Raw genomic sequence first — 14,889 nt, forward strand, 5'->3', positions numbered from 1 at the left:
TGGTCCATTGACGCGGTCGAGCGGTGAGTTTGTACAGTCGGCTCGGTCCATACGTCGTACGTTCTATCATCGACTTCGGGAGCACACATGGGACAGCTTGTTCGGGTACAGAACTTCACCGTGTCGAGCGACGGAATCGCTGCGGGGGTCGACCAGAGCTTCGAGAGCCCGTTCGGACTCGACCATCTGGCCCTGATGGGGTGGTACTTCGGCACCGCCAGCTTCACTGGAAACGCCGGTTCGGGTGGTAGTCGCGGACTCGACGACTACTTCGCCCGCGACTTCGCGAACAACATCGGTGCCGAGATCATGGGCCGGCACAAGTTCGGACCCCAACGCGGACCGTGGACCGACCACGAATGGCAGGGCTGGTGGGGTGACGAGCCGCCGTTCCACACGCCAGTCTTTGTGCTCACCCACCACGAGCGACCCTCGATCACGCTCTCCGACACAACGTTTCACTTTGTCGACGGGGAGCCCTCCGAAGTACTGAAGCAAGCAAAGGAGGCGGCCGACGGTAGGGACGTGCGACTCGGCGGCGGCGTCACCAGTATTCGGGAATTCCTCGACGCCGATCTCGTCGACACCATGCACATCGTCGTCTCGCCCATCGAATTCGGCTCGGGCCTGAAGCTGTGGGATTCACCCGACGAGTTGAACGACAGATTCGAGCACGAGATCGTCCCCAGTAGCAGCGGCATCACTCATCACTTGTTCTGGCGCAGGTAGCCGGGCCGGATCAATGCGACTTTGTTGCACTCTGACCGACTGAACCCCACATTGATCCCAACCCGAGGGACGAGGGTAGGGAGAGAGGGTGGGCGGCGGCGGGGCAGTCAGCCTCGCAGACCCCAGTGTTCGATCCAGTCGAGTGCGGACATCTCCCCCGGCCCGATGCCTGCGTTGCGGGCCGAGGCTTCGGCATTACGGATCAACGCAGCGAAATCCAGTACCCGACGCCTCAGCAGGTCCTCGGCACTGTCTCCTCCGTGTGAGTGGTCGATCCCGATGTGTACGACGCGTAGGCCGTCGGGGATCAGCTCGTCGGGCAGGCCTGCCTTGGTGGCCCGTCCGATCACTTTCTGCGCCAGGGCGAGTGACGGCTGAGACAGGGCGATTCCGTCGACGCAGGATCCGCGTGCCTTCTCCGACGCCTTCTTCTCTTCCCAGGCTCGCTCTTGTTCGGCGATGTCGATGGGGCCATTGCCCGTTCGACCGAGGTGCGGGCTGCGGTGGGTGAGCTTGGCTACCAGTCCTGCGGCGACGTCGTCGACATCGAACGCGTTCTCGGCGGCATCCTGAGCAATTCTGGAATGGAACAGCACCTGCAGCAACAGGTCTCCGAGTTCTTCGCGCAAGTCCACCAGGTTGCCCGCGGCGATCGCGTCGAGCAGCTCGTACGTTTCTTCCAGCAGGTAGCCGCGCAGCGACTCGTGGGTCTGCTGCGCTTCCCATCCGCCGAGGGTGCGGAGCCGATCCATCAGCCGGACCGCTGCGATGAGGTCGTCACCGGGCAGCTTCTCGGCGGCGATGACCCGTTCTCCGCGTGCAATCCGTTCCTGGACGTCGGGGTTGGCGGGATCGGTACTCACCAGCACCGCGTCGACGGCGTCGGGCGCAGCGGTTCCCGAGAAGAGCCACCGCACTCGCACCGGCACTTCTTCGGTGAATTGCACTGCACCGCCGAGGAATTCGACAGCATCAACCGGCACTTGCGTGGGCCGAACAGGGTCGAGCAGAACTACCGTCACCGCTACACCCCCACTGTTTGCTCCAACAACACCGACCGAGATGGCTTACCGTCCAAGGATAGGATGAGATCGGCGATGAACTGCACCAATTCGACGTCGCGTACGCGCGCCGCCCCCACTCCGCCGCCTTCGACGCGCGGCAGTGGCAACTGCACCACACCGGTGGTGGCCCGGTAGGCAGCGCTCGGGTAAAGCCGCTTGAGGCGGATCTGCTTGGAGTCGGGCAAATCCATCGGAGCCAGCTTCACCTGCGTTCCGGCAACATTGACGTCTGTCAGGCCGTATTCCTTGGCGATCAGCCGCAGCTTGGCGATGGAGACCAGTCGGCCCACCTCCTCGGGCAGCGGACCGTACCGGTCGACGAGTTCTTCGATGACCGCGTCGATGCCCTCGGAATCGGCTGCCGCAGCGAGCTTTCGGTAACCCTCGAGGCGCAACCGATCGCTGGTGACGTAGTCGGGTGGAATGTTGGCGTCGACGGGAAGGTCGATGCGCACTTCCTTGGGGGCTTCGTCGGTGGTGATGGGCTTTCCGTCGGCGGCCGCGCGGTACGCCTCGACCGCTTCACCGACGAGCCGCACGTACAGGTCGAATCCGACGCCTGCGACGTGGCCGGACTGCTCGGCTCCCAGAACGTTTCCGGCACCGCGGATTTCGAGGTCCTTCATCGCCACCGCCATACCGGCACCGAGGTCGGAGTTCTGCGAGATGGTCGCCAATCGGTCGTAGGCCGTTTCGGTGAGCGGCTTCTCGGGCGGGTACAGGAAGTACGCGTAACCACGCTCGCGGCTACGGCCCACTCGACCGCGCAGCTGATGCAACTGGGACAGGCCGAGCGAATCGGATCGCTCCACGATCAGGGTGTTGGCGTTGGAGATGTCGAGGCCCGTCTCGATGATGGTGGTACACACCAGGACGTCGGTCTCGCGCTGCCAGAACCCTTGCACGGTGCGCTCGAGTGTTTCCTCGTTCATCTGCCCGTGCGCCGTCGCCACCCTGGCCTCCGGGACCAGATCGCGAATCTTCTTGGCGGCCTTGTCGATCGAGCTGACTCGGTTGTGCACGAAGAACACCTGGCCATCGCGCAGCAGCTCACGCCGGATGGCCGCGGCGACCTGCTTGTCGTTGTACGCACCCACGTAGGTGAGCACCGGGTGCCGCTCCTCCGGCGGAGTGAGAATGGTCGACATCTCACGGATTCCGGCGAGACTCATCTCGAGTGTTCGCGGAATCGGAGTGGCAGACATCGTCAGGACGTCGACGTGGGTTCGGAGCGACTTGATGTGCTCCTTGTGCTCGACGCCGAAGCGCTGCTCCTCGTCGACGATGACCAGACCGAGGTCCTTCCAGGCGACACCGGTCTGCAGCAACCGGTGCGTACCGACGACGATGTCGACCGTACCGTCGGCCAGCCCGGCCATGACCTCCTTGGACTCGGAGCCGTGAGTGAAGCGAGAGAGCCCTTTCACCGTCACCGGGAACGACGCCATCCGAGCGGTGAAGGTCTGCAGATGTTGTTGCGCCAGAAGCGTTGTCGGCACCAGCACGGCGACCTGCTTGCCGTCCTGCACCGCCTTGAACGCGGCGCGAACCGCGATCTCGGTCTTGCCGTAGCCGACGTCACCGAGGATGACGCGGTCCATCGGAACCGCCTTCTCCATGTCGGCCTTGACGTCGGTGATGGCCGTCATCTGGTCGACCGTCTCGGTGAAGCCGAACGCATCTTCCATTTCGAGCTGCCACGGGGTGTCGGGTCCGAAAGCGTGTCCGGGTGCGGCCTGGCGAGCAGCGTACAGCTGCACGAGTTCGCCGGCGATCTCGCGAACTGCCTTGCGCGCCTTGCGTTTGGTGTTGGCCCAGTCGGATCCGCCGAGCTTGCTCAGAGACGGCAGCTCACCACCGACGTAACGCGAGAGCTGATCGAGCGAGTCCATCGGCACGAAGAGTCGGTCTCCGGGATGGCCACGCTTGCTGGGTGCGTACTCGACGACGAGGTATTCGCGTCGGGCACCACCGATGGTGCGCTCGACCATCTCGACGAATCGACCGATGCCGTGCTGATCGTGCACGACGCTGTCGCCGGCGACGAGGGCAAGCGGATCGACCTGATTGCGACGCTTCGCCGGGAGCTTGCGCCCCTCGCCCGCTGCGGCCACACGGTTGCCGGTCAGATCGCTCTCGGTGACGACCACGAGTTTCGCGTCGGGAAAGACCAGGCCGTCGTGCAACGAACCGCACAGGACGTTCACGACGTCGGCGACCGGGACCGCACCGGAATCGAGATGTGCCGCAGGCACTTCGGCCTCAGCGAGACGTTCGATGATGCGGGTGGCGGTACCTGCACCGGCCACCGAGATGACCGCACGACCACCGGTGGCGATATGCGCCCGCAGCGTCGCGAACAGGGCCGTCAGCGCCTCCTCGGACCCACGAACCTCCGGGACCGAATCGACGGCGAGCTCGACTTCCTCACCGTTGCCGGATGCCAACGGGCTGATGGTCCACCACGGACGGCCGTGCACCTGCGCCGATTCACGAACCTGTCGAAGCGAACGGTACGCAGAGGCACCGAGATCGAGAGACGCACCTTCGAGGCTGGACGTATCGAGGGTGGAGGTATCGAGCGGCGCAGCTCCACCGATCGATGCTGCCGTCCAGGACGCTTCGAGGAATTCCTGGCCTGTGCGCACCAGATCTGTTGCGCGCGTTCGGATTCGCTCGGGGTCGCAGAGCAACACGTGTGTTCCTGCGGGGAGGGTGTCGGCGAGCAATTGCAACTCACCCGGCTGCAGTAGCGGCAGCAGCGCCTCCATGCCCTCCACCGGGACACCGGCGGACAGCTTGTCGAGCATCTCGACCAACGCGGTGTCGCCGGCATTGTCGGCTGCGAGAACCGCGGCGCGGTCGCGGACTTCCTGGGTGAGAAGCAGTTCGCGGCACGGCGGAGCGATGACGAGATCGACCTCGTGATCGGGCAACGAGCGCTGATCGGAGACCGCGAACGCGCGGAGTTCGGTGATCTCGTCGCCCCAGAATTCCACGCGCACCGGGTGATCTGCCGTCGGCGAAAACAGGTCGAGGATGCCGCCGCGGACGGCGAACTCGCCGCGCTTGCCGACCATGTCCACGCGCAGGTAGCCGAACTCGACGAGTCGGTGGATCAGGCCGTCGAAGTCGATGTCCAGGCCGACCTTCAGGGTCACGGGTTCGATCTCGCCGAGACCGGGTGCCATGGGCTGCACCAACGAGCGGACCGTGGTGACGATGACGCGCAGAGGATCGCCGTAATCGGTGTCACCGGGGCGAGCCAGCCGACGGAGAACATCCAGTCGCTTGCCGACGGTGTCGGCGCTCGGTGAGAGTCGCTCGTGCGGAAGCGTCTCCCACGACGGGAACATGACTACGCCGCCGCCGAGGATCTGGCGGAGTTCGTCGGTGAGATCGTCCGCTTCACGCCCGGTGGCGGTGACGATCAACAGCTGGGTGTGCTGCGCGATCGCGGCGGCGACGAACGGGCGAACCGAGTGCGGTCCGATGAGTGTGTGTTCGGCGGTTCCGATCGCGTCTGCGACGGCCACCATGGCCGAATCGGTCAGCGCGACGCTGGCCAGACCCGAGAGTTGCAGCGCCGCGTCGGGAACGATCGGGGCCGGCCCGGATGCAGAAATGGCAGGCAGAGAATCGGAAGACAACAGCAATGCTCCTAGAAGCGATTCGAGGCGACGGCTGCATACGCACAGTCCTGAGCGAGTCTATGGGAGCACACCGACAGCCCGGCAGGCGGGAGACGCCGGGCTCGTCGACGGCAAGGCCCCACCTCTATCCCGACGCCTCACATGCGATCAACGGTGAATACCCGGATCGACTGCGCGACGACGTAGCGGCTTTCGTTGCGAAGAACTCGTGAGTTACGGGCCGAAGCGGATGACTCGACGCGCCGCGAACTCGCGGAAGTAGTCCAGCTTGTTGGCGGGAACCAGAGCCGGCAGGAGGTAGTACCAGAGACGCTCCATGCGCGACGGCAGTTCCTCGGTGGTGGAGGTGGCAACCGCAACCATGTGCACGCCGGCCAGGATCTCGAGTACGAGCGAACCGATGGTGCGCGAATCCGAGTTGGGGTCGATGTCGCCCTGCGCGATGGCCTTGGCGGCGAGCTTGTCGAACGAATCGCTCCACCCGGCCATGACATTGCCTTCGGTGCCGCGGTAATCGCCGATCTGATGGCTCAGCCGGAGCATAGCCGAGACCATGGGGTCGCTGACCGAAAGGTCGACGACGATGTAGGAGATGCCGATCGCCGCCTCGAGTGCGGGGATGCGACCGTCGTTGAACTGCATGCACGCAGTGGTCAGCCGAGCGTTGCCCTCGTCGATGACCGCACGTGCGAGCTCTTCCTTGGAACCGAAGTGGAAGTACAGAGCGCCTTTGGTGACCTGGGACTGAGAGATGATTTCGCTGAGACTCGCGTTCGCGTACCCCAGGCGCAGAAATACGTTCGCTGCGCCCGCGAGCACGGTGTCGCGGGTTATTTCAGCGCGGGCCTGCCTGACCATGGGATCCGCCTTCGCAATTCTGAACTGCCACTGCGCAAATTACGCCCGAACGGTACCACTGACTTGCTTTACGTCTCGTGCCAACATGCATCGGTCCGATCGAGCCTTACGCCGTGTGTGACACAGCTCTCATGGCCGACAAAGGGGACGATACCCCCTCTTTCACCGCGAAGAGACGAAACCGAGTTCTCATTCCTCGGTCAATCGAGGGTCGGCCTCCAGATTCGTCAGCCCGTTCCAGCACAGGTTGACCACATGCGCCGCAACCACTTCTTTCGACGGTGTTCGCACGTCGAGCCACCACTGTGCCGTCATCGACACCATTCCGACCAGCGCCTGGGCGTACATCGGCGCGAACTCGGGATCGAGTCCGCGGCGTGAGAAATCCCCGGCCAGCATGTGCCCGACGCGACCGATGGCCTCGTTGAGCAACGACGAGTACTTGCCGTCCTCGGCAGCCGCAGGGGAATCGCGCACGAGAATGCGGAAACCGTCGGTGCGGTCCTCGATGTAGGTGAGTAGTGCAAGCGCGACACGTTCGACGCGAATCCGCGAGCGATTGAGGTCGAGTGATTTGGTGATCATGCCGAGAAGCGTCGACATCTCCCGATCGACGATGACGGCGTAGAGACCTTCCTTACCGCCGAAGTGCTCGTAGACGACCGGCTTGGACACGTTCGCGCGCCCGGCGATCTCCTCGACCGACGCGGCCTCGTACCCGCGTTCGGCGAACAGCGTGCGCCCCACCTCGATCAACTGCTCGCGCCGTTGCGTTCCTGTCATTCGGACTCGAGGTGTGCGTTCCTGCTCCGAGGCTGCGCCTGTCATCGAAAACCGCTCCCGTTACCGACCCTGCATTTTCGACGCCGGACTCGACGCCTCCCCCACACTAACGATGTCCGATCCATCCGTTTGTCCCACCAATCTTCATCGCGGTTCGACTCACCACCACCTCGCGTGCGAGGATCGTTGCGCTCAGTGGGAGCGCAGCGGCAAACGAATGAGTCGTTCGATTCGTCGGCCACTGGCGAAACCGCTGGCCGTTTATCCGCCGTGGTGTAATGGCAGCACCTCTGATTTTGGTTCAGATAGTTCAGGTTCGAGTCCTGGCGGCGGAGCGAGCAACATCATTCGTGCATACCGTCTTCGCGTTACCGCCTGAGGAGCTCAATGCCTGTGCAGACCGCCGTGGTCGTTCTCGCTGCGGGTGCAGGTACCCGAATGCGGTCGAAGACTCCAAAGGTTCTGCATCCCCTCGCCGGCCGCACCATGCTCGCGCATGCCCTCCACGCGGCCGCCGACCTGGGTCCCGACCACCTGGTGACCGTCGTCGGACATGATCGCGAACGAGTGACCGAGGCCGTCCAGGACCTCGCGGCCACCTTCGGGCGCACGATTCACACCGCAGTCCAGGATCGCCAGCTCGGCACCGGACATGCCGTGCAGTGCGGCCTGGCCGCACTGCCCGACGATTTCGAGGGCACGATCCTCGTCACCGCCGCCGACGTGCCCCTGCTCGACGGCCACACTCTCAAAGCTCTGCTCGACGAGCACCTGAGCGCCCCCAGGCCCGCTGCCGCCACGGTGCTGACCTTCGTCCCGGACGATGCGAACGGCTACGGCCGTATCGTCCGCACCGACGACGGCGAGGTGGCCGAGATCGTCGAGCACGCCGACGCCACCCCGGCCCAGGTGCTGATCGGTGAGGTCAACTCCGGCGTCTACGCGTTCGACGCCGTGGCGCTGCGTACCGCCCTGGGCAAACTCAGCACCGCGAACGCCCAGCACGAGCTGTATCTGACCGACGTCGTCAAGATCAGCAAGGCCGACGGCAAAGCCGTCTACGGCACCCAGCTCGCCGATCCCGATCTGGTGGTGGGCGTCAACGACCGCGTCCAGCTGGCGCACGTCACCTCCGTGTTGAACCGTCACATCGTCGAACGACATATGCGGGCAGGCGTCACCGTCGTCGATCCATCGACCACCTGGATCGACATCGACGTCACCCTCGGCGCGGACGTCCGCATCGAACCCGGCGTCCAGCTCCACGGCAAGACCCACATCGCCGACGACGCGGTCGTCGGACCGGACTCGACCCTGCGTGACGTCGAGATCGGCGAGCGCGCGTCGGTCGTGCGCACCCACGCCGAGCAGGCCGTGATCGGACCGGATGCCACCGTCGGACCGTTCACGTACCTGCGTCCCGGCACGGTCCTGGGCGAGGGCGGCAAACTCGGTGCCTACGTGGAGACCAAGAACGCGACGATCGGCCGCAACACCAAGGTCCCGCACCTGACCTACGTCGGCGATGCCACGATCGGCGACCACAGCAACATCGGTTGCTCCAACGTCTTCGCCAACTACGACGGCGTCAACAAGAGCCGCACGGAAATCGGATCCCATGTGCGGACCGGTTCCGACTCGACGTTCGTCGCTCCCGTTCATGTGGGCGACGGCGCTTACACCGGTGCAGGAACAGTGGTTCGGGACGATGTTCCTCCCGGCGCGCTGGCCGTCTCCGGTGGCAAGCAACGCAATATCGAAGGCTGGGTCATCGACAACAGGCCCGGAACCGAAGCTGCGAAAGCAGCGGCGCTCGCAGATCGTGATCGGCAAGAACAAAAGGACGGCGAAGAGCAGTGACCACCCCTAATTGGATCGACAACCAGAAGAACCTGATGTTGTTTTCTGGTCGAGCACATCCGGAGTTGGCCGAGCAGGTCGCCAAGGAACTCGGGATCGACGTCACCCCGCAGACCGCGCGTGACTTCGCCAACGGCGAGATCTTCGTTCGCTTCGAGGAGTCGGTCCGCGGATCGGACGCCTTCGTGCTGCAGTCGCATCCGTTCCCGCTCAACACGTGGCTGATGGAACAGCTCATCATGATCGACGCGCTCAAGCGCGGATCGGCCAAGCGAATCACCGCGATCCTGCCGTTCTACCCGTACGCGCGTCAGGACAAGAAGCACCGGGGACGCGAGCCCATCTCCGCTCGTCTGGTCGCTGACCTGCTCAAGACCGCCGGTGCCGACCGCATCATCACCGTCGACCTGCACACCGATCAGATCCAGGGCTTCTTCGACGGACCCGTCGATCACATGCACGCACACAGCCAGCTCGCCGATCACATCCGGGCGACCTACAGCCTCGAGCACATCACCGTGGTCTCCCCTGACTCCGGCCGCGTACGCGTCGCCGAGAAGTGGGCCGACTCGTTCGACGGTGCGCCGCTGGCGTTCATCCACAAGACGCGTGACCCGTTGGTGCCCAACCAGGTCAAGTCCAACCGCGTCGTCGGTGACGTCGAAGGCCGCACCTGCATCCTCATCGACGACATGATCGACACCGGCGGCACCATCGCCGGTGCCGTGAAGGTGCTCAAAGAAGCCGGAGCCGGTGACGTCGTCATCGCCGCCACCCACGGAGTTCTGTCCCACCCGGCCGCCGAGCGGCTCGCGAACTGCGGTGCCAAGGAAGTCGTCGTCACCAACACCCTGCCGATCAGTGACGAGAAGCGCTTCGAAACGCTGACCGAGCTCTCGATCGCGCCGCTGCTGGCTCGCACCATCCGCGAGGTCTTCGAAAACGGCTCCGTCACAAGCTTGTTCAACGGCAGCGCATAGCCTTTTCGGGTCACTCCGCAGGCTCCACTCCCGACCTTCAGGTCTGTTTCACCCCGCCCCGCCCGCTCTCCGTCCGCTCTGCATGAACTACGTCACGTCCGTGACCGGAACCTGCAGCTCGCGAGACGGGGGTGTGCGGGGCGGGTTTCGTTGTCACCTAAGATGACTCGTCGTGATCGACGCAGACTCTCCCCACGGCCCGGCTGGAACTACTACGGTCAGAATTGCCCGATGGACGCCGGGCGGGTGCGTCTGGTGCGGTAGCACCGACAGCGTCGAGGACTTCCGAAACGAGCCGCGCTGTGGTCTGTGCCGCGAGAAGGAAGCCGTCATCGACGAGGCCAAGCACTTCATCGGGATGTACGGCCTGCGGCCCCTGGGCGGGACGCTGGCGTCCGAGGACGAGGAGGAGCGCGAGTACCGCGTCACCGCTCGGGATGCGCGTGAGGTGCTCAACCGCATTCGGCTCGAGAAGCTGCCCGATCCGGCCGCCGTCCGCAAAGCCTTGCGCCCCAGGGCCGCTGCCGCGGGCAACGCACCGGCCTCCACGACGTCCGGAACGCCTGCGAAGGCACCGACGAAGAAGTCGCAGGCCGGCGTCACCGGGATCGATGCGATCGAACTGCAGTCCCGTGTGCAGAAGTTGCTCGGCCAGCTCACCTCCGTCGACGAGCAGATCAGCGCGCTCGACGGCGTGCAGGGCCTGCCGGCACGTGCGCGCATGAAGGATCTCGAACGGCAGCGCACCACGGTCCTGTCGACTCTGGCCGCGCTCGAGAAGGCTCGTCGCCGCACCAACTGATCCACGTAGTCTGATCGAGTGCTGCGCAAGCGTTCGATCTCACGGCAGGTGCTCGACGTCGCCTACGCCGTCGTCTTCGTTCTGCTCATGACGTCGTCCACGCTGTACGGTCCCTACGGTTCCGCCGGCTTCGGCGTCCTGGTCGGTTTCGGCGTCGCGCTGGCGGTTCGGCGACGGTCACCGCTACTGTCGTTGGCACTGGCCTGGGTGCTGGCCGTCGTGCAGATGGTCAGCGGGGTACTCCCCCTCTCTGCAGACATCGCAATCTTCGCGATTCTGTACTGCTCGGCCGCGTACGGCGACAACGTGCTTCGACGCCTCGGGCTCGCGTCGGCCGTCGCCGGTGGCGTGATAGCGGCTCTGTACCTGGCGTTCGTGGACGGCAATCCGTTCGGCCCGGCCACGGAGGAGGGCTACCAGGAACCCCGACTCCTACAGTTCGCCTTCCTCCTCGTCGGCCTGTGGGCGATGCTCGGGTTGTCCTGGGCCCTGGGTCGCTTGGCCTATGCCCGGCGCACCGCCATCGAATCCGCACACGCGCGTGAGCTCGCGGAAGTACATCAGGCCCGCGCCGAACACGAAGTGGCAATCGAGCAGGAGCGCAACAGAATTGCCCGCGACATGCACGACATCGTGGCGCATTCGCTCGCCGTGGTGATCGCGCAGGCCGACGGTGCACGCTATGTCCGCGCCGTCGACCCCGCTGCCGTCGACACTGCCCTGACGACCATCTCCGACACCGCGCGCGAAGCACTGTCCGACGTTCGGGTGTTGCTCGGACAGCTGCGCCACAGTCAGGGCGATCTCCCGAACCCCACCCCCGACGATCTCGAGCGTCTGTTCGACCAAGTGCGTGCGACCGGCCTGACCATCGACTCGTCGATCGACACCGATTCGGTGTCGTTGGGTGCCGGTGCGCACCTGGCGCTCTATCGGATCGCGCAGGAATCGCTGACCAATGCCCTACGTCACGGCGACCCCGACAAGCCGGTGACCGTCACCATCGAATCCGACTCTGCCGGCATCGAACTGACGGTGCGCAACAGTGTGCCCTCGGCGCGTTCGGCGTCGGAATCGGGCGGCCACGGAATCGCCGGTATGAAAGAACGCGCCAGCCTCGCCGGTGGCATGTGCACCGCGTCCGGCGACGGATCGTCGTGGACCGTGACAGCCTGGCTTCCTGCGGCCGGCTCGTCCACGAAGGGAATCAGCTGATGTCCGATCGAATCAAGGTAGCGCTGGTCGACGATCAGCAGTTGTTCCGCGCGGGCATTCGCATGCTCATCTCCTCGCAGCCCGATCTGGAGTTCGTCGGTGAGGCGGGCAATGGGAAGGAAGCCGTCGAGCTCGCCGCGTCGGCACGTCCCGACGTGATGCTCATGGACGTCCGGATGCCTGTGCTCGACGGTATCGCCGCGACCGAGCAGATCGTGGCCGGATCCGATACTCCCCCGCGGATTCTGGTCCTGACGACGTTCGACCTCGACGAGAGTGCGGCGCGAGCGATTCGTTCGGGCGCAAGTGGATTCGTACTCAAGGATGCGGACCCGGAATTTCTGCTGGCTGCGATCCGGACGGTTCATGCAGGCAACTCGGTGATCGCCGCGTCGGCGACGACGGGTCTGCTGGCGCATTTCACGCCGACACCGGTGGTGCCGAAGGTGCCGGCCGAGTTCGCCACCCTCACGGCGCGGGAGAAGGAACTCTTCCGACTGACCGCCCGCGGGCTGAGCAACTCCGAGATCGCCGAGATGGAATTCCTCAGCGAGGCGACGGTGAAAACGCACATCAGTCGCATCTTCGCCAAGCTGCACCTGCGTGACAGAGTGCAGTTGGTGGTCTACGCATTCGAGCACGGACTCAACTCGCCTTGACCTGCTTGGCACTGACACCGAAGTCATCCTGTAGATGTACGACGCAGAGACTCGCGCCTGATTACTCGGGGCCGCTGAGTTCATAGCGTTGTGGGCATGACGATCACAGCAGGCCCTGTTGCCCGGGCATTCCAAGTCAGCAAACATTTCGGCGACTCGACCAATCCGGTGAGCGCCCTCGACAACGTCTCTCTCGACATTCACGGCGGCCAGTTCACCGCCATCATGGGACCGTCCGGTTCCGGCAAATCGACCCTGATGCATGTGATGGCGGGATTGGACAACGCCAGCTCGGGTCATCTGATGCTGGCCGGTGCAGACATCACCTCGGCCAACGACGACGCACTGACCACGCTGCGGCGCAAGCAGGTCGGCTTCATCTTCCAGTCCTTCAATCTCGTTCCCACCCTCGATGTTCGGGGCAACATCCTGCTGCCGTTCGAGCTCGACGGCCGCGCACCCACCGCCGAGGAGGCGGCCTGGATCGAGCAGCTCATCGACACTCTGGGGTTGCAGGCGCGGGTGAACCACCGGCCGCATCAGCTCTCGGGTGGGCAGCAGCAGCGCGTCGCGATCGCCCGCGCGCTGGGGACCCGTCCACATCTGATCTTCGCCGACGAACCCACCGGCAATCTCGATTCCCGCACCGGCCGTGAGGTTCTCGGCCTTCTCGCTGCGGCGGTGCGCGAGTACGGCCAGTCGATCGTGATGGTCACCCACGACCCCATCGCGGCGAGCTACGCCGATCGCATCGTCTTCCTCGCCGACGGTCACATCGTCAACGAACTGGGGCGTTCGAGTGCGGAACAGGTTTCGAGCTACATGCTGGGAATGGAGAGCGTCCGATGAGTGGGTTGACGTCGGCTCAGGCGTCGAAGGAGCACGGTGCCAGTCTGCTGGTGACCTCGCTCGCGTCGTTCTTCGGTGTGGTGTTGATTCAGGCGACGGCCTTTCTGGTCGACATCTTCGGCGAGATGGAGGGTGCTGCCATCACCGCGCTGTACAGCGTGGCGCTCGTGTTCATCGGTCTCGCCCTGTATGTCGCGGCGGTGGTCACCTCGAACACGTTCGCGACGATCGTCGCGGGCCGCACCCGCACCATCGCCCTTCTGCGCCTACTGGGTGCCCGGGCGCGTGACCTGCGTCGATCGGTGGCCAGGGAAGGCTTCCTCGTCGGATTGTTCGGTGGTGCACTCGGTTCGGTTCTCGGTGTCGGAGCCAGTCATCTCGCGCGAGCCGTTGCGGTCTCGGCCGGTCAGCTGCCGGACGTGGAGTACACGTCCGTCCAACCGCTGGTGATCCTGCCGGTGGTCATCGTGGTGCTGACGACGACTCTCGCGTCCTACGTCGGGTCTCGAAAAGTGCTGGACGTGACTCCGGTTCAGGCAACCGGGGGTGCCGTGGACACGGGAGTGGAGGCTCCGCGGTCGCGTCGAATCAGGACGGGCATGTCGATCGTGCTGATCGCCGGCGGAGTGGCACTGCTCGGCCTCGGAATCCTGATCGGGATGGTGAACCCGACGGGTGTGCTGGTCGCGTTCCTCGGCGGTGTCGCCTCGTTCACCGGCATCATGGTCGGCGCCTATCGAATTCTGCCCGCGACGCTGAGGCTGGTCGGGAAACTGTTCGGACGCGGACCTGCAGCAAAATTGGCCTCGGCCAACGCAATTCGCTATCCGGATCGCAGCACCCGCACCGCGGTGGGATTGCTGATCGGGGTGACGCTGGTGACCACGTTCGCGGTCGCGATGTACAGCTACCGGGCGATGCTCGTCAACGAGTTCGACGAAGCCTCCGTCGACCAGGTCCTCACCGTGACAGTGGGAATCATGACCGGACTCATCGGCTTCTCGGCTGTGATCGCGGCAGTCGGGATGGTGAACAACCTGCTGCTGAGCATTCTGCAGCGCACCCGAGAGATCGGTCTGTTGCGTGCACTCGGATTCACCCGCAAGCAGATTCGGTCGATGATCGTCTCGGAGAGCAGCCAGATGGTGGTCGCCTCGATGGGCTTCGGGCTGATCCTCGGCATCGGATACGGCTGGGCCGCAGCACAATCGCTGCTCGGCTCACTGGATTCACGCGGACTCACGGCTCCCACTCTGCCGTGGGCTGTGATCGCTGGAACCGTGCTGTGCGGTGGCCTCCTCGCACTCGGGGCATCACTGACTCCGGCACGACGGGCGAATCGAATTTCGCCGGTGGTCGCGTTGGCGGATGCCTAGCCTCGTGTTCGACAGTGCTGGGTGATGCTGGCCGGGCAGGGTTGCGCACTAGCGACGCCGA

13 protein-coding genes and 1 tRNA gene are annotated in these 14,889 nt (G+C 64.7%); 10 read left to right on the forward strand and 4 right to left on the reverse strand.

Annotated elements, in window-relative coordinates; translation table 11 throughout:
- Positions 1-87: 87 nt before the first annotated feature.
- Positions 88-729, forward strand: coding sequence for a dihydrofolate reductase family protein (locus CH291_RS02660; protein WP_094686653.1), 642 nt, complete (start codon positions 88-90; stop codon positions 727-729).
- 107 nt (positions 730-836) lie between these two features.
- On the opposite strand, the gene CH291_RS02665 is transcribed toward CH291_RS02660, so the two are convergent.
- Entirely contained in the window at positions 837-1,751 is a 915-nt protein-coding gene (locus tag CH291_RS02665; protein ID WP_094670507.1) for a MazG family protein, read from the reverse strand.
- Between the two features lie 2 nt (positions 1,752-1,753).
- Positions 1,754-5,332 carry a transcription-repair coupling factor gene (gene mfd, locus CH291_RS02670; protein ID WP_256980718.1) on the reverse strand — a complete coding sequence of 1,193 codons (3,579 nt, stop codon included), beginning with the start codon at positions 5,330-5,332 and terminating at the stop codon, positions 1,754-1,756.
- 173 nt (positions 5,333-5,505) lie between these two features.
- On the opposite strand from mfd, the gene CH291_RS27020 reads away from it, so the two are divergent.
- Positions 5,506-5,658: a hypothetical protein gene (locus CH291_RS27020; protein ID WP_218829007.1), complete on the forward strand. Its 153-nt coding sequence runs from the start codon at positions 5,506-5,508 to the stop codon at positions 5,656-5,658.
- A 1-nt stretch (position 5,659) separates the two neighbouring features.
- Here CH291_RS27020 and CH291_RS02675 read toward each other — a convergent pair whose 3' ends face one another.
- Complete coding sequence (locus CH291_RS02675; protein ID WP_068049844.1) at positions 5,660-6,304, reverse strand: ScbR family autoregulator-binding transcription factor; 645 nt, start codon at positions 6,302-6,304, stop codon at positions 5,660-5,662.
- Positions 6,305-6,493: 189 nt separating this feature from the next.
- Positions 6,494-7,132, reverse strand: a complete 639-nt coding sequence (locus tag CH291_RS02680; RefSeq protein ID WP_068049842.1) for a TetR/AcrR family transcriptional regulator — start codon at positions 7,130-7,132, stop codon at positions 6,494-6,496.
- 219 nt (positions 7,133-7,351) lie between these two features.
- Here CH291_RS02680 and CH291_RS02685 point away from each other — a divergent pair.
- From CH291_RS02685 to CH291_RS02720, 8 genes are all read left to right on the forward strand, one after another.
- A tRNA-Gln gene (locus CH291_RS02685) sits at positions 7,352-7,422 on the forward strand.
- A gap of 52 nt (positions 7,423-7,474) precedes the next feature.
- Positions 7,475-8,947 (forward strand): bifunctional UDP-N-acetylglucosamine diphosphorylase/glucosamine-1-phosphate N-acetyltransferase GlmU, encoded by a 1,473-nt coding sequence (gene glmU, locus CH291_RS02690; protein WP_094670508.1) that lies wholly within the window; start codon positions 7,475-7,477, stop codon positions 8,945-8,947.
- Entirely contained in the window at positions 8,944-9,927 is a 984-nt protein-coding gene (locus CH291_RS02695; protein WP_082898903.1) for a ribose-phosphate diphosphokinase, read from the forward strand. The genes glmU and CH291_RS02695 overlap by 4 nt, the downstream gene beginning before the upstream one ends.
- A 172-nt stretch (positions 9,928-10,099) precedes the next feature.
- A complete protein-coding gene (locus CH291_RS02700) occupies positions 10,100-10,729 on the forward strand; it encodes a hypothetical protein (protein WP_231893907.1) in 630 nt (209 codons plus the stop codon).
- An 18-nt stretch (positions 10,730-10,747) separates the two neighbouring features.
- Positions 10,748-11,944, forward strand: a complete 1,197-nt coding sequence (locus CH291_RS02705) for a sensor histidine kinase (protein WP_068049839.1) — start codon at positions 10,748-10,750, stop codon at positions 11,942-11,944.
- A complete protein-coding gene (locus CH291_RS02710) occupies positions 11,944-12,603 on the forward strand; it encodes a response regulator (protein ID WP_068049838.1) in 660 nt (219 codons plus the stop codon). The genes CH291_RS02705 and CH291_RS02710 overlap by 1 nt, the downstream gene beginning before the upstream one ends.
- A gap of 96 nt (positions 12,604-12,699) precedes the next feature.
- Positions 12,700-13,452: an ABC transporter ATP-binding protein gene (locus CH291_RS02715; RefSeq protein WP_094670511.1), complete on the forward strand. Its 753-nt coding sequence runs from the start codon at positions 12,700-12,702 to the stop codon at positions 13,450-13,452.
- Positions 13,449-14,828 carry an ABC transporter permease gene (locus tag CH291_RS02720; protein WP_094686654.1) on the forward strand — a complete coding sequence of 460 codons (1,380 nt, stop codon included), beginning with the start codon at positions 13,449-13,451 and terminating at the stop codon, positions 14,826-14,828. Before CH291_RS02715 ends, CH291_RS02720 begins: the two co-directional genes overlap by 4 nt.
- Positions 14,829-14,889: the final 61 nt, after the last annotated feature.

The organism is Rhodococcus sp. 14-1411-2a, from assembly GCF_002259485.1.
Classification (GTDB): Bacteria; Actinomycetota; Actinomycetes; order Mycobacteriales; family Mycobacteriaceae; genus Rhodococcoides.

Excerpts from the sequence above, each read along its gene's own strand:
- CH291_RS02660 (WP_094686653.1), top strand. The coding sequence starts at position 88 with ATGGGACAGCTTGTTCGGGTACAGAACTTCACCGTGTCGAGCGACGGA.
- CH291_RS27020 (WP_218829007.1), top strand. The coding sequence starts at position 5,506 with ATGGGAGCACACCGACAGCCCGGCAGGCGGGAGACGCCGGGCTCGTCG.
- CH291_RS02715 (WP_094670511.1), top strand. The coding sequence starts at position 12,700 with ATGACGATCACAGCAGGCCCTGTTGCCCGGGCATTCCAAGTCAGCAAA.
- CH291_RS02680 (WP_068049842.1), bottom strand. The coding sequence starts at position 7,132 with ATGACAGGCGCAGCCTCGGAGCAGGAACGCACACCTCGAGTCCGAATG.
- mfd (WP_256980718.1), bottom strand. The coding sequence starts at position 5,332 with ATGGTGGCCGTCGCAGACGCGATCGGAACCGCCGAACACACACTCATC.
- CH291_RS02720 (WP_094686654.1), top strand. The coding sequence starts at position 13,449 with ATGAGTGGGTTGACGTCGGCTCAGGCGTCGAAGGAGCACGGTGCCAGT.
- CH291_RS02675 (WP_068049844.1), bottom strand. The coding sequence starts at position 6,304 with ATGGTCAGGCAGGCCCGCGCTGAAATAACCCGCGACACCGTGCTCGCG.
- glmU (WP_094670508.1), top strand. The coding sequence starts at position 7,475 with ATGCCTGTGCAGACCGCCGTGGTCGTTCTCGCTGCGGGTGCAGGTACC.
- CH291_RS02710 (WP_068049838.1), top strand. The coding sequence starts at position 11,944 with ATGTCCGATCGAATCAAGGTAGCGCTGGTCGACGATCAGCAGTTGTTC.